The following is a 22,703-nucleotide window of genomic DNA, read 5'->3' as shown; positions in this document are numbered from 1 at the left end:
GGGTACATAAACCAATCGAGAGCCAATACCTATTGGCTCTTTCTTTTTGGAGCTAGTCGTGATGATGAGAAAAATCAACACTGTACTGAACCATACCGCCTATGCCTTCTTTCTATTGGGCGTCATGAGCGGTATCGCGATGACGGCACTGATATTCGTCAGCACCTTGATGCGCTATCTGGGTGGTCATCCTTTGCGTTTTTCCGATGAGCTGGCGGGGCTGCTGTTCTTAACATTGACCTTCCTTTGTCTACCTTATGTGCTCAATAAGGGCCGCCACATACGCATAGAGATACTCGTCAACCTGATGCCAGCAGGGATCGCGAGGATAATGGACTTTATTGGCGTCGTCGTATTACTCACGTTCTGCGCCATCTTCGCCTTTGAGTCCTGGAATTTCATGAACTTCTCGTTCTCGCTCAACTCGCGTACGGATATCAGTAGCATTCTCTTATGGCCGTGGATGGCCATCATGCCTTTTTCCATGATGCTGTGCATCTTGATTCAGCTCAGCCATGGTTTTAAACAGCCCACGACAGACACTGCCTCAGCGGAGGATGCGATATGAGCTGGTTACTCTTGAGCGGGGCGCTAGTTCTATTTTTAACCAGTGGCGCAATCCTAGGGGCGGCGCTGGGGCTTACGGGTCTACTCCTGCTTCACTTTCAAGCTAACGGCGCCACCCCCTTGGCGATTAACGCAACTTGGAACATGCTAACGGATTTTACGCTAAGCGCAGTTCCTCTATTCATATTTTTAGGTGAAATACTTCTCGCAAGCGGCGTGTCAAAACGCGTCTATAACGGCCTAACCCCTCTGTTCGCGCGTGTTCCAGGGCAATTACTCCATACCAACATTGCCGTCTGCACGCTGTTTGGTGCGGTTAGCGGATCAAGCACCTCTACCGCAGCCGCCATAGGCGCAGTTGGCTATCCTGAACTGACAAAACGTGGGTATAAGCCAAGTGTAGTGGTGGGTACGTTAGCTGCAGGGGGCACCCTTGGGCTTCTCATTCCCCCCAGCTTGGCATTGATCATCTACGGAGCAACTCAAAACGTCTCTATCGGCCAGCTCTTTATCGCTGGTATGCTGCCAGGCTTGCTCATTGCTGCCGCCTTTTCCACATGGATCATGATCCGCTCTAAAATTGGCGAGCCAGTAACCCCTACGTTTAAAGAGAAAGTGACCTTCAAGCACGTAATAACTGGACTCAAGGAGATATGGCCTCTTCCCGTACTTATTTTCTTCGTGCTGGGAACTATTTACCTGGGGATCGCGACGCCTACGGAGTCGGCGGCTTTGGGCGTAGTGGCCAGTATCGTTTTAGGTTTAACATGGGGTGATTTAACCTTCAAAAGACTATGGCAGGCGTTTAAGCACGCCTCGATCATGTTTACCGCTATCGGTATGATTTTGATTGGTACAGTGATCCTTTCTCAAGCCGTCAGCCTACTAGGCATTCCTCGTACTGCAGTCGAAACGATTGGCAACTTTGGGCTAGGCCCATATGGCATACTGCTGATGATCGTCATCGTCTATATCGTGCTAGGTTGTTTCTTTGATGGCATATCACTGCTTCTCATGACTCTCCCCATCACCTTCCCGATGATCACAAGCTTAGGGTTCGACCCCATCTGGTTCGGTATTATTGTCACGCTACTTATAGAGATCGGTATGATAACGCCGCCCGTAGGACTCAATCTCTTTGTCCTATCATCCATTTCTAAAAATGAAGTTAATTTAACATCTGCTGCAAAGGCCTCCTTGCCTTACTGGCTTATTTTACTTGGCGCTATAGGAGTATTTACGCTATTTCCCAACATCATTTTGTGGGTCACTACCTTTTAGAATAACTGCAATCCACTAAATGATATTGCTGAACTATAGGCCCTCTCTAGCTACAGAGAGAGCCTATAGTTTAAATGCGATACTCATGATACTTAAACCGATGTAGCTATCTCTAGCACTCTTCCAATCAGCACGACCTTATAAAAAGCTGGCGATCTCAATCACGCAGCCACACTGGCTCGGGCTATACCCCGGCAGGCGCTGCACCGCCTCCTGGAAGGAAGCGCTGCGCAGCGCTTGCAAAAAGTCGTCAAATTTAGGCTCTTTCAGGGAGCGTTTGTGGCAGGCCAGCAAGTAGTCTTCGGTGGCCAGCGGCACAAAATCAAGTCCAAAACGCTGCGCAGCTGCCTCGACACCGAAGCCTGCATCCGCCATTCCCGCCGCTACATAGGCCGCCACCGCCGAGTGGGTGTACTCCTCAATCTCATAACCGTTCACTTTGGATGCAGCAATACCCGCCTCGGTCAGCAGGCCATCCAATAGCTCCCGGGTTCCCGACGACGCCTGCCGGTTTATAAACGTGGCCGACCTGTCGGCCAGCGCTGCAACGCCATCAATCCCCAACGGGTTACCCGGCGCCACCATTAGCCCCTGTTGGCGGGCGATAAAACCTACCAGCCGATGATAGCGAGGCTTGAGCAGTCGGCGGTATTTGCGCCGCATGCTCTCGCCCACCGCGCCTCTGGGAAGATGGCAACCCGCCAGATCGCAGCTATTGCGGTTAAGTGCCGCCAACGCTTCCAGAGGGCTGCAGTACTGCAGGTCAAGCTGCAGATCCCCCAAATGCTGTGGCAGTAGCTCTATCGCAAAACCGTGACTGGCGTGGAGACGCAGAACCGGGTGCACGCCTTCCTGGTGCTGCTGAATGGCAAGATTGAGCTCTGAGCTCAGGCTATCAAGCTGCGGGCTTAACCGAGCGGTGGCGCGTTGTTCGGCCCATAGCAGCTTTTCACCCAGCGGCGATAACCGCGCCCCTCGCCCACGCGCCATTTCTACCAAGGTGACACCAAAAAACTCTCCGCCCTGGCGCAGTAAATTCCACGCGTGACGATAGGAAATACCCGCCTCTTCGGCGGCATGGGTCAACTTGCCATGACGATGCACCGCCCCCAGCAAGCGCAGAAGGTTGGTATCGAGACGGTGCCCCTCCTCATCACTAAAGCACCAGGTGGGCGTTACCTTGATCCGTTTCATAGGCACACTATTTCATATTTTTAAGTCGATAACTTGATGCTAGCTTTGTATTAACCGTGATGCACGTCTTTTTAAATATGAAAAGCAGTGCATATTTAAAACATAATAAGCAGTCGTGAGGAAGGCATCATGAACCATTCCCAGGAGTGGGCGCCGCAGGCAATTCAGGCCGAGGTCGACGCCCTGAAACACAAGCCCGGCGCCCTACTGCCGATCCTCCACGCCCTTCAGGATCGCATCGGCTTCATTCCCGAGGCAGCGGTGCCCATCATCGCCGATGCCCTCCACCAGACACGTGCCGAGGTGCACGGCGTCATCAGCTTTTACCACCACTTTCGCACCACACCACCGGGGCGCCACGTCGTGCAGATCTGCCGCGCCGAGGCCTGTCAGTCGGTAGGGGCGCGCCAGCTCGAAGCCCACGCCAAGGCGCGTTTGGGGGTCGACTACCACCAGACCACGCCGGATCGCGAAATCACCCTCGAATCCGTTTACTGCCTGGGCAACTGCGCCTGCGGCCCGTCGATTCGCGTGGACGACAGCATACGCGGCCGCGTCACGCCGGAAGCCTTCGATGAATTGATGGATGAGCTACAAACCCGGCCGCTGGAGGTGATGGGATGAGCGTCCGCGTTTATGTACCTCGCGATACCACCGCGCTTTCGCTGGGCGCCGATACGATCGCCAGCCGGCTGGAGAGAGAGGCCGCCGCACGCGGCCAGTCAATCACGTTGGTACGTAACGGCTCCCGTGGCCTTGCCTGGCTTGAGCCGCTGGTGGAAGTCGACACCCCCATCGGCCGGTTCGCCTATGGCCCGGTAACGCCGGGGGATGTAGCGGCGCTGCTCGACAGTGGCCTGCTGGAAGGTAGCGTCAGCCACCCACTGGCGCAGGGCCCCACGGAAGAAATCGACTACCTCGCCCGCCAGCAGCGGCTGACTTTCGCGCGCATCGGTATTACTGACCCGTTATCGATTGAGGATTATCGCGCCCATAACGGTTTTTGCGGCTTGGAGGCTGCGCTGCAACGCGAGCCCCAGGATATCGTCGAGGAAGTCAAAGCCTCGGGGCTTCGCGGACGCGGCGGGGCGGCATTCCCCACCGGCATCAAGTGGCAGACGGTGCTCGATACGCCAGCCGATCAGAAGTACATCGTCTGCAATGCCGATGAAGGCGACTCCGGCACCTTCGCCGACCGTCTGGTGATGGAGTGCGACCCCTACATGCTGATCGAGGGCATGGCGATTGCCGGCCTCGCGGTGGGCGCCACCCAAGGCTATATCTACCTGCGCTCGGAGTATCCGCTGGCGAAAGAGATCCTCGACGAAGCCATTTGCCGTGCTGAGACCACCGGGTATCTCGGCGACGACCTGCGCGGCAGCGGCCGCACCTTTCATCTGGAAGTACGTCTGGGCGCCGGAGCGTACATTTGTGGCGAAGAGACATCGCTTCTGGAAAGTCTGGAGGGCAAGCGCGGGCTGGTGCGCTTCAAGCCACCGCTGCCCGCCATCGAGGGCCTGTTCGGCCGCCCTACCGTGGTCAACAACGTGCTCTCATTAGCTGCAGTGCCATTTATTCTCGCCGAAGGCGCCGAGGCCTACGCTAATCACGGCATGGGCCGCTCGCGAGGCACCCTGGCCCTCCAACTGGCGGGCAACGTCAAGCGTGGCGGTCTGGTGGAACTCGCCTTTGGCACCACTCTGCGCACGCTGATGGAGGATTTTGGCGGCGGTACGCTCACCGGAAAGCCCTTGCGCGCCGTTCAGGTAGGCGGGCCGCTGTGCGCCTACCTGCCCGAAAGCCAGTGGGATATGCCGCTGGATTACGAAACCTTCGCCGAGGTCGGTGCAGGCGTCGGTCACGGCGGCGTGGTGATGTTCGACGACAGCGTCGATATGGCCGAACAGGCGCGTTTCTCGATGGAGTTCTGCAAGGTGGAGTCCTGCGGCAAGTGCACGCCCTGTCGTATCGGCTCGACCCGTGGCGTGGAGGTAATCGATCGTATTCGCGCCAACGACAATCGCGAGGCCAACCTCGCCCTGCTGAGTGATCTTTGCGAAACGATGGTAGACGGCTCGCTCTGCGCCATGGGCGGCATGACCCCCTTCCCGGTGCAGAGCGCCCTGAAACACTTTGCTGAGGATTTCCAGCGGGCGGCGAACGGAGACAGATCATGATTCAGCACTTCGACCCCAGTCAGCATGCCAGCAACGCCGGGCATAGCAAAGACCTCGGCACGCCCTTCCCTGCTCAGGCCGTCGGCACTGCCTCGGTGAGCCTTGATATCGACGGCGTACCCATCAGCGTGCCGGAGGGCACCTCGGTACTGCGCGCCGCGGCCCTGGCGGATATCAACATTCCCAAACTGTGCGCCACCGACAGCCTGGAGCCCTTCGGTTCCTGCCGGCTGTGCGCCGTGCAGGTGGAGGGACGCCGCGGCCTGCCCGCCGCCTGCACCACGCCCGTTGCTGAAGGTATGAAGGTGACCACCCAGAACGAGCGGCTGGCCAAGCTGCGTCGCAACGTGATGGAGCTCTACATCTCCGACCACCCGCTGGACTGCCTGACCTGCCCGGCCAACGGCGACTGCGAACTGCAGGACATGGCCGGTAGCGTGGGGCTTCGCGAGGTGCGCTACGGCTTTACGGGCGAGAACCATCTGGACGCCGCCAAGGACGAATCCAACCCCTACTTCACCTTCGATCCCAGCAAGTGCATCCTCTGTTCACGCTGCGTGCGCGCCTGCGACGAAGTCCAGGGTACTTTCGCGCTAACCATCGATGGCCGCGGGTTCGAATCCAAAGTATCAGCAGGCCAGAGCGACGCCTTCATGGACTCGGACTGCGTCTCCTGTGGCGCCTGCGTGCAGGCCTGCCCCACCGCCACGCTGATGGAAAAAAGCGTGATCGACCACGGCGTGCCGGATCGCAGCGTGGTCACCACCTGCGCCTACTGCGGCGTGGGCTGCTCGTTTGAAGCCCAGATGAAGGGCGACCAGCTGGTGCGCATGGTGCCTTACAAGGGCGGCGACGCCAATCACGGCCACTCCTGCGTGAAGGGGCGTTTTGCCTTCGGCTACACCACCCACCCGGATCGCCTGACCACGCCGATGATTCGTGACTCAATCGATCAGCCCTGGCGCGAAGCCAGTTGGGAAGAGGCGATCAGCTTTGCCGCGAACCGTCTCAAGTCGATTCAGGCCGAGCACGGCCGCGAGAGCATCGGCGGTATCACCTCCTCGCGCTGCACCAACGAAGAGACCTACCTGGTGCAGAAGCTGATTCGCGCAGCGTTTGGCAACAACAACACTGACACCTGCGCGCGGGTGTGCCACTCGCCCACCGGCTACGGCCTGAAGACCACGCTGGGTGAATCGGCGGGCACCCAGACGTTTGACTCGGTGATGAAGTCGGACGCGATTATCGTGATCGGCGCCAACCCCACCGACGCCCACCCGGTGTTTGGCTCGCTGATGCGCAAACGCCTGCGCCAGGGGGCGAAGCTGATCGTCGCCGACCCTCGCCGTATCGACCTTTTAAAGACCCCGCACATGAGCGAGGCCCAACATCTGCCGCTGCGCCCGGGCACCAACGTGGCGCTGGTCAACGCGCTGGGTCACGTGGTGGTGACGGAAGGTCTGGAAGACAAGGCGTTCGTGGCCAAGCGCTGCGACACCGATGCCTATAACAGCTGGCGTGAGTTTATTGCTGAACCGCGCCACTCCCCGGAGGCCACCGAAGCCATTACCGGCGTGCCCGCCGAGGCCGTGCGCCAGGCGGCACGCACTTACGCCACGGCGGGCAACGGCGCGATCTACTACGGGCTGGGAGTGACCGAGCACAGTCAGGGTTCCACCATGGTGATGGGGATTGCCAACCTGGCCTTGGCCACAGGCAATATTGGCCGCGAGGGCGTGGGTGTGAACCCGCTGCGCGGCCAGAACAACGTCCAGGGTTCGTGTGACATGGGCTCCTTCCCCCATGAGTTGCCGGGCTACCAACACGTGGCCGACCCCATCGCCCGCGGCCGCTTTGAGGCCGTGTGGGGTGTGAAACTGGACGACGAACCGGGGCTGCGCATTCCCAATATGTTCGACGCTGCCATCGAAGGCACCTTTAAAGCGCTTTACGTGCAAGGCGAAGATATCGCTCAGTCCGACCCCAACACCCAGCACGTCGAGGCGGCGCTCACGTCGCTGGACTGCCTGATCGTGCAGGATATTTTCCTCAATGAAACGGCCAAGTTCGCCCACGTACTGCTGCCGGGTTCAAGCTTCCTGGAGAAGAATGGCACCTTCACCAACGCCGAGCGACGTATCAACCGGGTACGCAAGGTGGCAGCCCCGGTGGCCGGCAAGGAAGACTGGGAAGTCACCCAGGATCTGGCCAATGCGCTGGGCTACCCGATGCACTATACCCATCCCTCCGAAATCATGGACGAAATCGCCCAGTTGACGCCAAGTTTCGCGGGCGTCAGTTACGCCAAGCTGGAGGAGCGCGGCAGTCTTCAGTGGCCCTGTAACGCCGAGTACCCGCTGGGCATGCCGACTATGCACGAGGTTGAGTTCCCCATCGGGCTGGGACGCTTTGCAATTACCGAGTACGTGGCCACCGAGGAGCGGGCCAACCGCCGCTTCCCGCTACTGCTCACCACCGGCCGGATCCTTAGCCAGTACAACGTGGGCGCCCAGACCCGGCGCACCGACAACCAGCGCTGGCACGATGAGGACGTACTGGAGCTGCACCCTTCTGACGCCGAGCTGCGCGGCATCCGCGACGGCGACTGGCTGGGCATCACCAGCCGTGCCGGCCAGACGGTACTGCGTGCCCGGCTCAGTGAGCGCATGCAGCCCGGCGTGGTGTATACCACCTTCCACCACCCCGGCAGTGGCGCCAACGTCATCACCACGGACAACTCGGACTGGGCCACCAACTGCCCGGAGTACAAGGTCACGGCGGTGCAGGTGGAAAAAGTCAGCCAACCGTCGGCCTGGCAGCAACGCTTTAGCGCCTTTGACCTGGCCCAGCGTGATTACCTGGCCAAGGCCCAGCAGGAGGTTCCATGAGCATCCACCATACTCGCGACGCGGTAGCGCGCCAGCCGGTGGAGGTGCGCCGTGGCGCTAACGGCTGGTACACCGATACCCAGGAGGATCTACTGGCCCTGGAAAGGCCGGTGGCCCTGGTCTACAACGGCATCTCCCACGCGGTGATGATGGCCAGCCCGACGGATATTGAGGAGTTTGCCCTGGGCTTCAGCCTGTCAGAAGGCATCCTGGCCAACGTCGACGAGTGCTACGACCTCGATATCCACGAAGCACCCCAAGGCCTCACCGTTCACCTCACTATTGCCTGCCAGCGAATGGCCGAGCTCAAACAACGGCGGCGCAACCTGACAGGACGCACCGGCTGCGGGCTATGCGGCACCGAAGCCCTGGAGCAGGCCATCCGGCCAATTCCCCATGTCATGGCGCCGCAGTTGAGTGACGCCGCCATCCAGCGTTCCCTACGGGAGCTGTCCATCCACCAGCCGCTGCAGGCAGCCACTGGCGCCAGCCACGGTGCCGCCTGGTGCGATGCTTGGGGGAACATTAAACAACTGCGCGAGGATGTGGGTCGCCATAACGCCCTGGACAAACTGATTGGAGCCCTCGCCCGCGAGGCCAGCCCCCTCGGCGAAGGGTTCGCGCTGGTCACCAGCCGCGCCAGCTACGAGATGGTTCACAAGTGTGCCAGTGTCGGCATTGGTGCTCTGGTGGCGGTATCGGCGGCCACCGCCCTGGCCGTGGAGCAGGCCCAGGCATCGGGGCTGCTACTGGCAGGCTTTGCGCGGCCCGGCCGCCATCTGATTTACCATCGCCCCACGTCGGCGGCGATGGCACACGGCTGAGGAGGCACGCAATGTCGTCGAACCAAGATACTCACCTGATTCACATGACCAACCAGATCGCAGCTAACCTGGGGGGCGGTCGTGATGAAGAAATGGCAGCCGCGGCCACCTGTCGCCACCTGGAAACCTTTTGGGCACGATCAATGAAGCAGCGCCTAATAGCCACGCTGGAACGCGAGGATGCCGCGCTTTCACCACTGGCAAAGCGAGCCGTCAACTTGCTGGCGGAAAGATTGGCCAGGCGCCATAGCGGATAAACATCACAGGTGTTAACGCAACGGGGCTTGCCATCTGGCAAGCCCCGTTTTTTATACTCATCGTTTAAAAGCGCTGATACCACAAGCACTGGTAGCGAACGTTAGAACTCTTCCCACTCATCTGCAGCATGCTTTGCCGGTGAGGGCTTTGACGATGGCTGTGATGAGGAGTGCGATGAAAGCGCAGGGCGCTTCATGGCGCTAGCACTGCCACGTTGCTGAGGGGCCGGAGACGCTAGCGCTTCGTGCCGCGGCGTGGGCTCATCGTCACCAAGTACGAAGGAGTTGATTAACTGGCTCAGGTGCTCCGCATGGCGGCGCATATTGGCGGCGGCGGTGGTGGACTCCTGCACCATGGCGGCGTTCTGCTGGGTCATGGTGTCCATTTCAGCCACGGCAGTGTTGATCTGGCCAATACCGCTGCTCTGCTCTTTAGCGCCAGCGGTGATCTCACCGATCACATCGGTGACTTTCGCTACGCTGGAGACAATCTCACGCATGGTATCACCGGCACTGCGCACCAGCTTTGCACCGGAGTTAGTGTGCTGAACCGATGCATCGATAAGCGCACGAATCTCTTTGGAAGCATCGCTGGAACGACTGGCCAGAACCCTAACTTCTTGTGCCACCACGGCAAAGCCGCGGCCATGCTCACCTGCCCTTGCGGCTTCCACCGAGGCATTAAGTGCCAAAATATTGGTTTGGAAGGCAATCGAATCGATCATGCTGATGATCTCACTGATGCGCGACGCGGAGTCGTTAATATCGCTCATAGTGCTTTCCACCTGCCCCATAGAGGTCTCGCCTTCGCGGGCTACATCGGCAGTAGACTGCACCAGCGTATTGGCCTGCTGAGCATTGTCGGCGCTGTGATTAACGGTCGAGGTGATCTCTTCCATGGAAGCTGAGGTTTGCTGCAGATTCGCGGCCGCCTGCTCGGTACGGGTGGCAAGCTCATCAGAACTTTGTGAGATCTCCCCCGCGGCCTGGTGCACGCTGAGCGTACTGCTGCGTACATCACGTAGAGTGTCCTGCATACGCGCCACAAAGGCGTTGAACTGAACGCTAAGCTCGCCAACCTCATCGCTGCTTTCGACTGCCAAGCGACGGGTTAAATCACCGCGCCCCTGGGCAATATCATGCATAGCAGCGGTAGTACGCTTGATCGGCCCCAACGTGCGACGCGCCAAGCCATACGCTATCAGTGCAATCACAACAAAGAGACCTAGCCCCAACAGGGAGGCAAATATAATGTCCTGGCGCAAGTCGGCGGCAGCCGCGGCTTCAAGTTCGGCAATAGCATCGTCAGCATCGGTGACGTAAACGCCTGCACCAATGAGCCAGTCCCACTTTTCAAGGCGGTCAACGAAGGAGTGCTTGGGTTCAATTCTGTCGGTACCTGGGTAATCCCACATATAGCGGTAGAAGCCCCCACCTCTCTGGGCAACTTTAATGATCTCGCGAATCAGGTAAGTGCCATCGGGGGTTTGCGCATCGATCATGTTGGTGCCTTCACGCTCCGGTGCAGGCGCCGTGACGATATTGTTACCGTCATAGTCGTAGATAAAAATGTAATTGTTATCTTCAAAGCGCATGGCGCGCACCAATTCAGCGACCCGCTGCTTGGCGGCCTCATCGTTAGCACCGGCTTCTTCATATATGGGCGCGATGGCGGTGGTAGCCATTTGGACGATATCGCGCACCGCGTTGCGGCGCTCTTCAATCAACATTTCACGCTGGTTTGCCAACGTCTCGCGGGTGTCTTGGGCGCTGATGTAGGCTTTAAACCCGACCAGCACAACCGTCACTAACAGAAGAGGGAGCAGTACAAGCATCAGCACCTTGGTTTGTAAACCAAGGGCTCGTTTGGTAGCAGAAGGAGTGGACATATGTGAGCAAGTTCCAGAGTCAGTCTTGAGTGAAGAGTTTTTAGTAGTTATAGGAGCCTTATCGACCTAAAGTGCACGAACTTTACCAGTTTTTTTATTTTTTTACTTAAGATTCAAATAATTAGCAACTAATAATTAGGTTCATAACCTAAGTTAAGGTTATTCATAAAGTAAAGGTTCACTGTGAGGATGTGGTGGCCAGGGATGGCCCGTTTTAAGCAAGTCGCTTAACCACAATCTTCGGTTGCCCTGGTCTCTCTACCGCCTGGTCAGGGCGACCTTTTTGTTTGTAGGGCGGCGAGTTAGCTTCTACCTCTTACTACTCTCTCCTGAAGCCAGATCAGGCAATTCGGGACTTCCTTGATATTTGCCCTTGTTATTTGCCATTGCCATCAGCGTATCATGGCGATAGGGCCTAATGTCCAAGGAGAATAGCAAGCATGGTTCGAAACCACCCATTTGTTAGCGCTGTCTTGCTCCTGCTCCCTAGGTTGGTTCACTTTGCTTGGCGCGTATTACGCAATTTCCTGAAAAATCACGGTGTCCTGCTGGCCGGCGGAGTGGGCTACAACATCCTGCTCTCTATCGTGCCGCTTTTCGCCGTGCTCGTTGTGCTGTTAACCCAAGTCGTCGATCAGCAGCACTTACTCAATGTGCTGGCCGTACAGGCACGCCATATGGCGCCTGCCCACGCGGAAGTGTTGCTGGAGGCCGTTCGCAGCCTGCTGGAATCGCGAGATGTGATTGGCATTCTGAGCTTTCCCATTCTGCTCCTGTTCAGCTCATTCGCCTTTCGTATGCTGGAAGACGCCCTGGCGATCATTTTCCATGCGCCGGATAGCCCGCATATCAAACGCAGCGTTTGGGTTTCGGTAATGTTGCCCTACGCCTTTATGGTGGTACTGGGGGCGGCGCTTATGGTTCTCACGCTGGTAGTCACCCTGGCCAGTTCGCTTAATACGCTGGTGATGCTGCTATTTGAACGGGAACTGCCGCTGGCGGGATTTTCCGAGCCGGTGCTTAACCTGGCCAGTTTCACTGGGGTGTTCCTGCTGTTCAGCGCTATCTACAAAGTGCTGCCGGTGGTGCGCATCGCCTTACGTCGGGCAATCGTAGGGGGCTTTGTGGCAGCACTGCTGTGGGAGGGGGTTCGCCTGTTGCTGGTTTACTATTTCGCCAATCTCTCGTTCGTTAACGCCGTCTACGGTTCGCTGGCAGCGCTGGTGGTCGTACTGATTAGCCTGGAAGTGGGCGCCATCATTTTACTACTGGGCGCCCAGGTGATTGCCGAACTGGAACGTAATACCCGCCTTGGCCTGCCATGGCACGTCGACCCTAATCGCCAACCAATTACGCGGGTCGATTGACGTTAGCTAGCGGTCACTTCGGCCTGCGGACGCCGCTCATCAAGCATCCCTTTATCGAGAATAAAGCGGATAATCTCCTCAAGCCCTACTCCGTCATAAAGATTGGTGAACACGAAGGGCCGCTCGCCGCGCATTTTCTTGGAGTCGCGCTCCATTACCTCTAGTGAGGCGTGCACCTGCTCGGCGATATCGATTTTATTGATAATCAGTAGATCCGATTTGGTAATGCCCGGCCCACCCTTGCGGGGGATTTTGTCGCCTGCCGAGACGTCGATGACGTAGAGCGTTAGGTCGGAAAGCTCGGGGCTGAAGGTCGCCGAGAGGTTGTCGCCGCCCGACTCGACCATGACCAGTTCCAGCTTCGGGTGACGCGCCTGGAGCTCATCAATGGCCGCCAAGTTCATCGAGGCGTCTTCACGAATGGCAGTGTGCGGGCAGCCGCCGGTTTCCACGCCTAGAATACGGTCCGCTGGAAGAGCATCGTGCTTGAGCAGGAAGTCGGCGTCTTCGCGGGTGTAGATATCGTTAGTGACTACGGCGATATCGTAGTAATCACGCAGCGCTAAACAGAGTTGCTTGAGCAGTGCAGTTTTGCCGGAACCAACCGGGCCACCCACACCAACGCGTAAACAGTGAGTCATTGTTCTCTCCTCGTTAACTTCTAGGTCATCTAACTCCGAAACAGGCGCGAATATTGGGTTTCGTGCAAGGCGCTAGCCAGTGCTAGGCCGGGCAGCACCGGGCCCAGCTCTTCATCATCCAGCGTAAGTGCCTGATTAACGGCATTCACTAGCGCGGGGCGCAGTTGTTCAATTAATCGCTGGGCAGCGGTGTGGCCAAGCGGCAAGGCTTTACAGGCCACCGCTAGCTGGTTCTCCATCCACGCCCAGGCAAACCCCAGCAGCGTTTGGCGAACAGACACGCCACGGACGTGGGCCGTGTAGGCAAACAGCGTTACATAACCTGCTTGGGGCGGAAGCAAGGGTGGGAGTAATCCCTCACTTTGCAACTGCTGCTCTCTAGGCAACAAGTTCAAGCTGCCCAGTAGGCGTTTTAGCGAGGCGCCCAGCCTGCTATCTTCGGCGGCGAGCTCGGCGGTTTCCCGGGTAGCAGCCAGCCACTCATCCCACGCGGCAATTGATTTACGACCTTCTGCCATGTCCGCCTGGCCAAACGCCTGACCAAACGCATCATGCAACCGCGCCAGCACTGGCAGTTCGCAGCGGGTTAAGCCATCTTCCAGCACACCGTTTAGCCACTCGGCGAGGCTGGCTTCATCGCGCACCCAGTCCAGCTCAAAGGCGCTTTCCAGACCTTGGGAAAAGGCAAAGGCGCCGATGGGTAACGCTGGGCTCACCAACTGCATCAGCCCTAGCAGCGCTAGCTCATCACTTTGGCTTTCTAGCGCAGTGAGTTCAGTGGGCATGGTGGTGCTCATGCGAGTGGTCATGATCGTGGTCGTGTGAATGACCGTGCGAATGACCATGTGAATGTCCGCCACCTACTTGGTTATAAGCACCCGGCTCCGGGTCGAACGTTGCGTTGTGGTGCTCTAGTTCGGCACCTAACAGCTCGGCGAGCTCTTCCAACACGTGATCCGGCGGAAAGCGCACCCAGCCGCCCTCTTCATCTTCACCCAGCGCCAGCTGTACGTGGCGATTGCCAAGATGGTAGGCCAGCCGTGCCAGCGGTAAGCCAGCACTCACTCGCGCGGTAACCACCGGTTCTACCGCGGCGCAGACACGCACCACTTCGCCGCTTTCGGCTTTTAGACCTTCGCCGCTGCGCAGCACCGGGCCGCGATCAAGAAACAACCCCAACTCGCGCCCGCTATCGCTTTGGGCTTTTAAGCGCCCGCGAATACGTAATTCAAAGGGCAGCGTGAGCGTATCGCTAGCGGCGCTCTCCTCCACTGGCCCTAAACGTTCTATCAGTTTTAGCATGACTAGCGTCCTTTCTCGCTCAGTGCGGCTGTGCCGGGGGTAGGTCGTAGAGAGGGTCTTTTGCCATGGCCGGAAAATGTTCCATACATTTCCGGCATTTCCTCCATCCATGGAGGGCAGATGGCAAAAGTAGCGTACACGGACGTATTCACAGCGCCCTCTCGTAGGCCTACCCCCGGCGCCCCGGATAATCGCTCAATCAAAACAAGTGATACCGCTGAGCCAGCGGCAGTTCGGTGGCGGGCTCGCAGGTTAAAATTTCGCCATCGCAGCGCACTTCGTAGGTTTGCGGGTCGACGGTGAGTTCTGGGCAGGCATCATTCAGCTTCATATCCTGCTTGCGCACCTGGCGCACGTTTTTGCACGCCGCGAGTTCGCTATTTAGCCCCAGTGTCTCTTTGATGCCCGCATCCAGCGCGGCCTGGCTGACAAAGCTGAGCCGGGTTTGGCTGGCCGCACGGCCAAAAGCGCCGAACATATAGCGGTAATGCACCGGCTGCGGGGTGGGAATCGAGGCATTAGGATCGCCCATGGGCGCCGCTGCAATCATGCCGCCTTTGATCATCATCGCCGGCTTCACGCCAAAGAAGGCCGGTTTCCACAGCACCAGATCCGCCAGCTTACCGACTTCGATGGAGCCGACTTCATGGGCGATACCGTGGGTGATCGCAGGGTTAATGGTGTACTTGGCGATATAGCGCTTGGCGCGCAGGTTATCGGCCCCCAGGGCCTCATCTTCCGGCAGCAGGCCGCGCTGCACCTTCATTTTGTGGGCGGTTTGCCAGGTGCGGCAGACCACCTCACCGACCCGCCCCATGGCCTGGGAGTCAGAGGCGATCATCGAGATCACGCCCAAGTCGTGGAGGATATCCTCGGCGGCGATGGTTTCCCGGCGAATGCGTGAGTCGGCGAAGGCCACGTCTTCGGGGATATTGGGATCCAGGTGGTGGCACACCATCAGCATATCGAGGTGTTCGTCGATGGTGTTGACGGTGTAGGGCCGCGTTGGGTTAGTGGATGACGGCAGTACATAGGCTTTCGAGCAGGCGGTGAGGATATCCGGGGCGTGGCCGCCGCCCGCGCCTTCGGTGTGGTAGGTGTGAATGCAGCGCTCTTTGAACGCGGCCAGGGTGTCTTCCACAAAGCCCGATTCGTTTAGGGTGTCGGTGTGGATCGCCACTTGCACATCGTAGGCATCCGCCACGTTGAGGCAGTTGTTGATTGAGGCAGGTGTAGTGCCCCAATCTTCGTGCAATTTGAGCCCCATGGCGCCTGCTTGGAGCTGGAGCTCCAGGGACTCGGGCAGGCTGGCGTTGCCCTTGCCCAGAAAGCCGATATTCATGGGCATATCGTCGACCGCCTGGAGCATTTTGCCGATGTGCCATGCGCCGGGAGTACAGGTGGTAGCGTTGGTGCCAGTCGCCGGGCCGGTGCCGCCGCCCAGCATGGTGGTCACGCCGCTCATCAGCGCTTCTTCGACCTGCTGAGGGCAGATAAAGTGGATATGGGAATCAATGCCGCCCGCGGTCAGGATCTTCCCTTCGCCGGAGATGATTTCGGTGCCGGGGCCAATGACGATTTCAACATCAGGCTGTACGTCAGGGTTGCCCGCTTTTCCAATCGCGGCGATGCGGCCATTTTGAATGCCCACGTCGGCTTTGACGATACCCCACCAATCCAGAATCAGCGCGTTAGTAATCACGGTATCCATCACCGTGTCGTCGGCGCGCTGGCTTTGGCCCATGCCGTCGCGGATAACTTTGCCGCCGCCGAATTTCACTTCATCGCCGTAGTGGGTAGCATCCTGTTCGACTTCAATCCACAGCTCGGTATCGCCCAGACGCACGCGGTCACCCACCGTGGGGCCATACATATCGGCATAGGCTTGCCGACTGATCTTGTTAACCGGTTTCATTGTTTACCTCCGTCGAGCGCGCCCATGACATCGCCGCGAAAACCGTAAATTTCGCGCTTGCCCACAAAGGGAATCAACGTGACTTCGCGGGTCTGGCCAGGCTCAAAGCGAATCGCCGTGCCTGCGGCCACGTCCAGACGAAAGCCTCGGGTTTTATCGCGATTAAACACCAGCGCCGGGTTGGCTTCGGCAAAGTGGTAATGGGAGCCGATCTGGATCGGGCGGTCGCCGGTATTGGCCACCTCGACGCTAATCCGCTCACGTCCCGCGCACAGCTCGATATCACCTTCTTTTAACTTGTACTCACCGGGAATCATTTGGTTGCTCCTTTGTTTTTTTGTGAGGTGTTAGGCGAGAGGTGTGAGGTGTAAAGAGAGAGGTATGAGGGGTGCGTAACCCACTACTACTCACCCCTAACTATTCACTCCTCACCCCTCACAATCCACCCCTCACTCCTCACAATTAACCCCTCACACAATTGGCGTATGGACAGTGACCAGCTTGGTGCCGTCGGGGAAAGTGGCTTCCACCTGCACTTCGTCGACCATCTCGGCGACACCATCCATCACATCCTCACGGCTAAGGATCTCGCGGCCATAGCTCATTAAGTCCGCCACACTGCGGCCATCCCGGGCGCCTTCCATAATCTCGAAGCTGATCAGCGCTACTGCTTCCGGGTAATTGAGTTTTAAACCACGCGCCTTGCGGCGCTCCGCCAATTGGGCGGCTGAGAACAGCAGCAGCTTGTCTTTGTCTCTTGGGGTTAATTCCATGGAATGTGTCTCCAGCAGTGCATCGCAGTGATGCTAATTAGGTTAGCCAAATTCGTGGTGTATGTGCTTCACGCTCGATCCAGCGGGGGCGCAGCAGTTGCCAAGCCTGTTCGCATAACGCCCAGGCTTCGTTACGCGAGTTGCCTAAATAGCGCAGCAGCAGAACACCGTGGCGGACGGTGACCGCCCAGCGCGGGTTATCCGGCAGCGCTTCACGCAAGGCTTCAATGGCAGCAGGCGCGTCGGCAATCCCCACTGCCCAGAGCGTGGCCTGCACCGTGGCTCCGCCCTGACCCCATCGCCCGGCAAAGCGAGGGTGTAGTGGGTCTAGCGGTTGGCGCTCTAGCCACAGCGGTTTGCCATCTAGGGTTAAGCGGAAGTGCTGCTCAATGCGTCCGGAAACATAGGGTAAGTCGCTGGCCGGGCGGCCCAGCGCCATCACTTCCCAGCCCAGGCAACGGGCGCTGCCGTGAAGATCAATTTGGGTGCGCTGCTCGCCCTTGGAACCATCAAAGGCAATGGTCTCCTGGGGCAGCCATTCAAGTGTCGCGTCATCTTCAACGCTCAACCGGGTATGCTGCGTCCAGGCTACGCCCTGGCTGTCGGCTTTATAGAGTTTATTGGCAGCCGGGGTCGTCAGCAGCGCATGGGCACCGCTCTCTACATGGGCACTAATGGTAAGCGCATCGCCGCTGACTAAACCGCCCGGCGGGTGTAGCACATAGACATGGCAAGCCTCACCACTCCCTTCCGGGTAGAAGGGGCGCTGCACCCGCAGTGGCCCCTGATGGCGCGCCTGCACCATGCGCGTGGCGCCGTCGCGATGGGCGAAGGTGAGCGCTAACGAAGCCGCCCAATGGCGGCCTGCATCGAAGCGGTGGCCAGAGGCAATGTGTGGTTTGGCGAGTTCGCACAGGATCATGGGTTGCTACCGCTTCCTTTTCACTAAGCCTTTGACATAGGTAAGCAATTAATGCGCCAAAATGGTGAAAAGCCCTGCTGTGCGGTCAATGGTAGGGATGAACGGCGGTGACTGGCAGTGCTACGCATCTAGGCGCACCAAAACAGCACCACATCAGACCTCAAATGCACCAAATAAATGCACTCACTACTTGCTTAGTGCTCAGCCTACACTCACTCTTCACACCATTACTGCACAACGACCCGGTCACGCCCGCCGCGCTTCGCTTCATAAAGGGCCTGATCAGCACGCTGCAGGGAGTGGTGATAGTCTGGGTGACCATCGTGAAGCGTTACACCCACGCTAATCGTCACGTTAAGCAGCGTATCGGCACCGGCGAGCATCGGCTCCTTAGCCACCGATTGGCGTAAACGCTCAGCAAATAACCGGCTGCCGTCATGGTCAGTATTGACCAGCACAATCAAAAACTCCTCGCCGCCCATGCGAAACACGTAATCACCCCCACGGGTGGAGCGATCAAGGATGCTCGCCACCTGCTGCAGCACGTTGTCGCCGGCGTCGTGCCCATGGGTATCGTTGATCGATTTGAAGTGATCGATATCTACCATCAACAGCGCAAAGCAGTGCTCCGAGTGGCGGGCAATGTCTATTTCGCGACTAAGCACCACTGACAAAAACTTGCGGTTGAGCAACCGGGTTAAGCTGTCGCGCCCTGCATCCAAACCGGAGGCGCGCTCTAATACATTGTCGAGCAGCATCAACACCGTACGGGCGGCATCACGAATCTCGCCCAGCGCCTTAAGTCGCTGGCTAGCATCTTCATGCATCAGCACTTCCAGCCACTCACGATCCACTTGCTGAATATGGCGTGAAATAGTGGCAATCTCCGGCACGCCCTCGAACGCATGGCACGCTTTATGGAAGTACCACAGACCAAAATCGGAATTGGATAACCGCGGCAGCGTGGCGATATCCTGCTGGGCAGCTATGGCAAACATCAGCGCATTCTCCCAATTCAACAACGCCGAACGCTGGCGTTCACGCTCGTCGCCAATGCTCTGGGTGAGTGAAAACAGCTTGTACGCCTCTTCAGTGCGCGCATTACGGTCACTGGCCACCGAGTAGGCGTGGCTCATGATTTCCATGGCCATATCAATATGGTCGGAGACGTACACCGAGGCATCCCCCGGCGATAGCGGGCTTTTGAACGTGGCGTTGATCTGTTGATAAAACACCTGCTTAAGCTGCCGCGCTCCACTTAGCACCAGGTTGACCGGAATATCGATGCGGGCATGCACCTGCCCCACTTTTTCCTGCTGCTCAACCAGGGACTCAAAATCGGCGTGCTCAACGGCAAACATGGCCTTCAGCCAGCGCTGCATTGAGGGGTGTAAACGCTGCTCCACTTGATCGTTGGAGAGAAACAGCGAGGCATGCGGGTCTTCCAACATCACCCGGTAAAAGTGGTCAGCAAAGCTTTGCCCGTGGTGCTCTACCAACGTCTCGACTGCTTGCCGCAACGGTTTGGGCGTGCGCTCCAGAAGCGCTTGCCACTCGGCGGCGAGCTGATGTTTATCTTTATAGCGCATACCCCACCTGCTTCTTATTGATCAACAGCCAATATTACACGCCAAGCATTTTCGTCAACCGAACACAGAGCAGGGTTTTAGCGAATAAGCCCGCCAGATATCTTCTGTCATGTGCATCACTTGACGGCGGTAAAAGCATCATGTATATCAAATGATAGACTTTTGAAGTATCAAATGAGGATAACATTATGGATATCCACTTCACTCAATACCAGCCACCCAAAGCTTTGGCGTCCGGTTTCTGGCAACAAATTGGCTTGCCAGCCAGAGGCCGCAAGTTGCATGAGCTGTTGCATGAAGGGGTGGAGTATCGTGTTTATCCCCAGATTGCCAAGGTATCAGGTATTGAGCAGAAGGCACTGGCGCGCTACGTGGATATTCCCTCTGCTACGCTTAGCCGTCGCGCCAAATCGGGCCGTTTCAAAATGGCAGAGAGTGACCGGCTGTATCGCTTTGCTGAGCTTTTCAAGGCGGCACTGGATCTGTTCGAGGGGGACTCAGAGGGCGCCCGCGCCTGGCTACTCAAACCCAATGCCGGGCTAGGCGGTCGTCGCCCTGTCGAAATGAGCGCCACATCGGCAGAGTATCAAACGGTGTTGAATCTGATCGGGCGGCTGGAGCATGGTGTCTCGGTATGAGCGAGGTCACCGCCTATCGGCTGGTTAAGCGTAAGTTTCAGGAGACAGCGTTTGATGGCGAAGGCGCACGGCTTTACGGTGGGCGCTGGAACAGCCCAGGGAATGCCTGTGTGTATGTGGCAAGCTACGAGTCGCTGGCACTACTGGAAATTATGGTGAATCTGGAAAGCTATCGGCTGCTCAATGCGTATGCGCTGCTGCGCCTGACGCTACCAGCCGACAGTATTCTAAGCATTGGCGCAGAAGATCTACCAGAAAACTGGCAGGAAGCCCCAGCGCCCGCAGAGACCGCTGAACTTGGCGATGGCTGGCTGGCCTCAGGCCAAAGTCTGGCACTGGCAGTGCCAAGCGTGGTCGTGCCGAGAGAGCTCAACTACATGCTCAACCCGGCACACCCCTTATTCGATCAAATCGTCGCGACAGCCGAGGCACTGCCATTTCAACCCGATCCAAGACTTTGAACCAGGTGTGGATAACTTAAACCGTTCTTAGCAGATTTCAAAGGCGCGTTAGTAGCCCGTCTTACGTTTATTCCCGCAATACTCAGATACCCCTTTCAGCTCACCTCAGCGTCTTTTATCCGCTTGACATTTCATGAATAGCGCCACAAACTTAGCCAAGGCTATACTTCTTTCCTCGGGACAATCAGTTTACACAAAGCAATTTCAGCCCATCTACCTCATGACGAGTCTGGAGCTAAATAATGGCAACAAAATATGCCGTGATTCTATTGGGAACGCTGCCTTTTAGTGCGTTGGCAACTGCCGATGAAACGCCCTTAAACGTGGTGGCAACGATTGGGATGATTGCAGATGTAGCGCAGGAAGTAGGCGGCGAATGCGTTAATGTGGAAGCCATGATGGGCCCCGGCGTAGACCCCCACCTGTATCAGGCAAGCGCTAGCGACGTGGCCTTGCTGCGGGGCGCCGAACACATTCTCTATTCAGGCTACTCATTGGAAGGGCAGCTGGGGAGTGTGCTGGAGAATTTCTCGGCACGAACACCCACGCTTGCCGTGGCGCCCGCTTCCATTGATCCGGCGTCGTTGATCACCGCTCAGGATGTCTACGGAGTCGACCCTCACCTGTGGATGGATGTCTCTTTATGGGCCCAAACACTGCCCACCCTAAGCGATGCATTGAGCGAAGCACGCCCTGAGTGCGCCACGACGATTGAAACCAATACCGAGCGTTATCAGGCTCAGTTGCTAGCCTTGCATGAGTGGATTAAAGAGAGCATTGCCAGCATCCCCGAAGAGCAGCGTATTCTTGTCACCGCCCACGACGCTTTCAGCTACTTTGGTCGTGCCTATGACATTGAAGTGGAAGGGATTCAGGGCATCAGTACCGAAACCGAAACCGGGATCGCCGATATTCGCAGCATGGCGGATAGCGTTGTTGCCCGTAACGTGCCCGCCATATTTGTCGAGAGCACCATCAATCCACGCACCATTCAGGCAGTGATCGATGCAGCAAGGCAGCGCGGCCATGATGTGACCATCGGCGGCCAGCTTTATTCCGACGCCATGGGCGATGAAGGCACGGTAGATGGTACCTACATGGGCATGATCTACCGTAACACCCAGCACATTGTCGAGGCGCTAGGCGGTTCCTTGGCCCCGCTGCCAAAGGCACTGGATGACTGGGCCAGCGAGTGGCAACTCGCTCAATAAGCATTCGATAAGGCAGTGATCCATGGCGACATCCGACCTTACAGACACCGCACTGAGTATTAAAAACCTGACGGTGAGCTACCATAACCAGCCCGTGCTTTGGGATATCGATCTGGATATCCCCGCCGGTGTCATGGCGGGCATTGTCGGCCCTAACGGGGCGGGCAAGAGCACGTTGATCAAAAGCCTCCTGGGGCTGGTGCCGTCGCTGTCAGGCGAGGTGATGGTGCATGGGCGGCCTTACGCCACGCAGCGTAAACGGGTGGGCTACGTGCCCCAGCGCTCAAGCGTTGACTGGGATTTTCCCACCACTGCACTGGATGTGGTCACCATGGGGCTTTACGGGCGTTTAGGTTGGCTCAAAAGACCGGGGCGAAAAGAGCGCCACGAGGCGCAGGAAGCACTTGAGATGGTCGGTATGAGTGCCTTGGCTGAGCGCCAGATTAGCCAGCTCTCAGGTGGCCAGCAGCAGCGCGTATTTTTGGCCCGTGCGCTGGTGCAGCAAGCCGATGTGTATTTTCTTGATGAACCCATGGCGGGCGTCGATGCCACCACCGAGCGGGCCATTATCGATATCCTGCGCCGCCTGCGCGACGCGGGCAAAACGCTAATTGTGGTACACCACGATCTGCAAACGGTTCGCACCTACTTTGACTGGCTACTGCTACTCAACGTGCGAGTCATCGCCAGCGGCAAGGCCGAGGAGGTGTTCAAGATCGATCACCTGCGCCAGGCTTACGGCGGCCAAATCGCGCTACTTAACGACAATGAATCGTTAATGTTTTCCGCCTCAAAGGTGAAGTAACC

Annotated in this window: 22 protein-coding genes; 12 read left to right on the top strand and 10 right to left on the bottom strand. The window is 57.8% G+C overall.

The annotated features are described in order from the left end of the window. Positions 1–61 precede the first annotated feature (61 nt). The gene (locus tag HZS52_RS06370) at positions 62–568 is read left to right on the top strand and encodes a TRAP transporter small permease (protein ID WP_027957883.1); all 507 of its coding nucleotides are present in this window, start codon (positions 62–64) and stop codon (positions 566–568) included. Next, the gene (locus tag HZS52_RS06365) at positions 565–1,848 is read left to right on the top strand and encodes a TRAP transporter large permease (RefSeq protein ID WP_009286147.1); all 1,284 of its coding nucleotides are present in this window, start codon (positions 565–567) and stop codon (positions 1,846–1,848) included. Before HZS52_RS06370 ends, HZS52_RS06365 begins: the two co-directional genes overlap by 4 nt. A gap of 138 nt (positions 1,849–1,986) precedes the next feature. Here the strand turns inward: HZS52_RS06365 and HZS52_RS06360 are convergent, their stop codons facing one another. Next, positions 1,987–3,042: a substrate-binding domain-containing protein gene (locus HZS52_RS06360; protein WP_190374339.1), complete on the bottom strand. Its 1,056-nt coding sequence runs from the start codon at positions 3,040–3,042 to the stop codon at positions 1,987–1,989. Positions 3,043–3,171: 129 nt separating this feature from the next. On the opposite strand from HZS52_RS06360, the gene HZS52_RS06355 reads away from it, so the two are divergent. Genes HZS52_RS06355 through HZS52_RS06335 form a run of 5 tightly spaced genes read left to right on the top strand, consistent with a single transcriptional unit; the run spans position 3,172 to position 9,188 of the window. Then, positions 3,172–3,666 (top strand): formate dehydrogenase subunit gamma, encoded by a 495-nt coding sequence (locus tag HZS52_RS06355; RefSeq protein WP_190374338.1) that lies wholly within the window; start codon positions 3,172–3,174, stop codon positions 3,664–3,666. Further along, positions 3,663–5,219, top strand: a complete 1,557-nt coding sequence (locus HZS52_RS06350) for a formate dehydrogenase beta subunit (protein WP_190374337.1) — start codon at positions 3,663–3,665, stop codon at positions 5,217–5,219. The genes HZS52_RS06355 and HZS52_RS06350 overlap by 4 nt, the downstream gene beginning before the upstream one ends. Next, positions 5,216–8,107, top strand: a complete 2,892-nt coding sequence (gene fdhF, locus HZS52_RS06345; RefSeq protein ID WP_190374336.1) for a formate dehydrogenase subunit alpha — start codon at positions 5,216–5,218, stop codon at positions 8,105–8,107. Before HZS52_RS06350 ends, fdhF begins: the two co-directional genes overlap by 4 nt. After that, positions 8,104–8,931 (top strand): formate dehydrogenase accessory sulfurtransferase FdhD, encoded by an 828-nt coding sequence (gene fdhD / locus HZS52_RS06340; protein WP_190374335.1) that lies wholly within the window; start codon positions 8,104–8,106, stop codon positions 8,929–8,931. The genes fdhF and fdhD overlap by 4 nt, the downstream gene beginning before the upstream one ends. Before the next feature lie 11 nt (positions 8,932–8,942). Then, the gene (locus HZS52_RS06335; protein ID WP_022521360.1) at positions 8,943–9,188 is read left to right on the top strand and encodes a formate dehydrogenase subunit delta; all 246 of its coding nucleotides are present in this window, start codon (positions 8,943–8,945) and stop codon (positions 9,186–9,188) included. A 101-nt stretch (positions 9,189–9,289) separates the two neighbouring features. On the opposite strand, the gene HZS52_RS06330 is transcribed toward HZS52_RS06335, so the two are convergent. Next, entirely contained in the window at positions 9,290–11,077 is a 1,788-nt protein-coding gene (locus HZS52_RS06330) for a methyl-accepting chemotaxis protein (RefSeq protein WP_190374334.1), read from the bottom strand. A 440-nt stretch (positions 11,078–11,517) separates the two neighbouring features. Between HZS52_RS06330 and HZS52_RS06325 the strand changes: the two genes are divergently transcribed. Then, entirely contained in the window at positions 11,518–12,444 is a 927-nt protein-coding gene (locus tag HZS52_RS06325) for a YihY/virulence factor BrkB family protein (RefSeq protein ID WP_022521358.1), read from the top strand. 2 nt (positions 12,445–12,446) lie between these two features. On the opposite strand, the gene ureG is transcribed toward HZS52_RS06325, so the two are convergent. The 8 genes from ureG to HZS52_RS06285 all read right to left on the bottom strand — a co-directional run bounded on the left by ureG (position 12,447) and on the right by HZS52_RS06285 (position 19,586). Next, entirely contained in the window at positions 12,447–13,085 is a 639-nt protein-coding gene (gene ureG / locus HZS52_RS06320; protein WP_009286151.1) for an urease accessory protein UreG, read from the bottom strand. A gap of 29 nt (positions 13,086–13,114) precedes the next feature. Continuing rightward, positions 13,115–13,870, bottom strand: coding sequence for an urease accessory protein UreF (locus HZS52_RS06315; RefSeq protein ID WP_190374871.1), 756 nt, complete (start codon positions 13,868–13,870; stop codon positions 13,115–13,117). After that, positions 13,860–14,387: an urease accessory protein UreE gene (gene ureE, locus HZS52_RS06310; protein WP_022521356.1), complete on the bottom strand. Its 528-nt coding sequence runs from the start codon at positions 14,385–14,387 to the stop codon at positions 13,860–13,862. Before ureE ends, HZS52_RS06315 begins: the two co-directional genes overlap by 11 nt. A gap of 199 nt (positions 14,388–14,586) precedes the next feature. Beyond that, a complete protein-coding gene (ureC, locus tag HZS52_RS06305) occupies positions 14,587–16,302 on the bottom strand; it encodes an urease subunit alpha (protein ID WP_022521355.1) in 1,716 nt (571 codons plus the stop codon). Next, positions 16,299–16,619: an urease subunit beta gene (locus tag HZS52_RS06300; protein WP_190374333.1), complete on the bottom strand. Its 321-nt coding sequence runs from the start codon at positions 16,617–16,619 to the stop codon at positions 16,299–16,301. Before HZS52_RS06300 ends, ureC begins: the two co-directional genes overlap by 4 nt. Before the next feature lie 153 nt (positions 16,620–16,772). After that, positions 16,773–17,075 carry an urease subunit gamma gene (locus tag HZS52_RS06295; protein ID WP_022521353.1) on the bottom strand — a complete coding sequence of 101 codons (303 nt, stop codon included), beginning with the start codon at positions 17,073–17,075 and terminating at the stop codon, positions 16,773–16,775. Positions 17,076–17,112: 37 nt separating this feature from the next. Then, positions 17,113–17,997, bottom strand: coding sequence for an urease accessory protein UreD (locus tag HZS52_RS06290; protein WP_159177683.1), 885 nt, complete (start codon positions 17,995–17,997; stop codon positions 17,113–17,115). Between the two features lie 227 nt (positions 17,998–18,224). Beyond that, positions 18,225–19,586, bottom strand: coding sequence for a diguanylate cyclase (locus HZS52_RS06285; RefSeq protein WP_022521351.1), 1,362 nt, complete (start codon positions 19,584–19,586; stop codon positions 18,225–18,227). A gap of 188 nt (positions 19,587–19,774) precedes the next feature. On the opposite strand from HZS52_RS06285, the gene parS reads away from it, so the two are divergent. The 4 genes from parS (at position 19,775) to HZS52_RS06265 (ending at position 22,701) form a co-directional block, all read left to right on the top strand. Then, a complete protein-coding gene (gene parS, locus HZS52_RS06280; protein ID WP_022521350.1) occupies positions 19,775–20,224 on the top strand; it encodes a type II RES/Xre toxin-antitoxin system antitoxin in 450 nt (149 codons plus the stop codon). Continuing rightward, positions 20,221–20,685 carry an RES family NAD+ phosphorylase gene (locus tag HZS52_RS06275; protein WP_089691167.1) on the top strand — a complete coding sequence of 155 codons (465 nt, stop codon included), beginning with the start codon at positions 20,221–20,223 and terminating at the stop codon, positions 20,683–20,685. Before parS ends, HZS52_RS06275 begins: the two co-directional genes overlap by 4 nt. 242 nt (positions 20,686–20,927) lie before the next feature. Then, on the top strand, positions 20,928–21,896 hold the full coding sequence (locus HZS52_RS06270) for a metal ABC transporter solute-binding protein, Zn/Mn family (protein ID WP_089691169.1): 969 nt from the start codon (positions 20,928–20,930) through the stop codon (positions 21,894–21,896). Between the two features lie 22 nt (positions 21,897–21,918). Further along, on the top strand, positions 21,919–22,701 hold the full coding sequence (locus tag HZS52_RS06265) for a metal ABC transporter ATP-binding protein (RefSeq protein ID WP_089691170.1): 783 nt from the start codon (positions 21,919–21,921) through the stop codon (positions 22,699–22,701). The last annotated feature ends 2 nt before the right edge of the window (positions 22,702–22,703 follow it).

This window comes from Vreelandella titanicae (assembly GCF_014697095.1).
Classification (GTDB): domain Bacteria; phylum Pseudomonadota; class Gammaproteobacteria; order Pseudomonadales; family Halomonadaceae; genus Vreelandella; species Vreelandella titanicae.
This window is presented reverse-complemented; position numbering and strand designations above follow the sequence as displayed.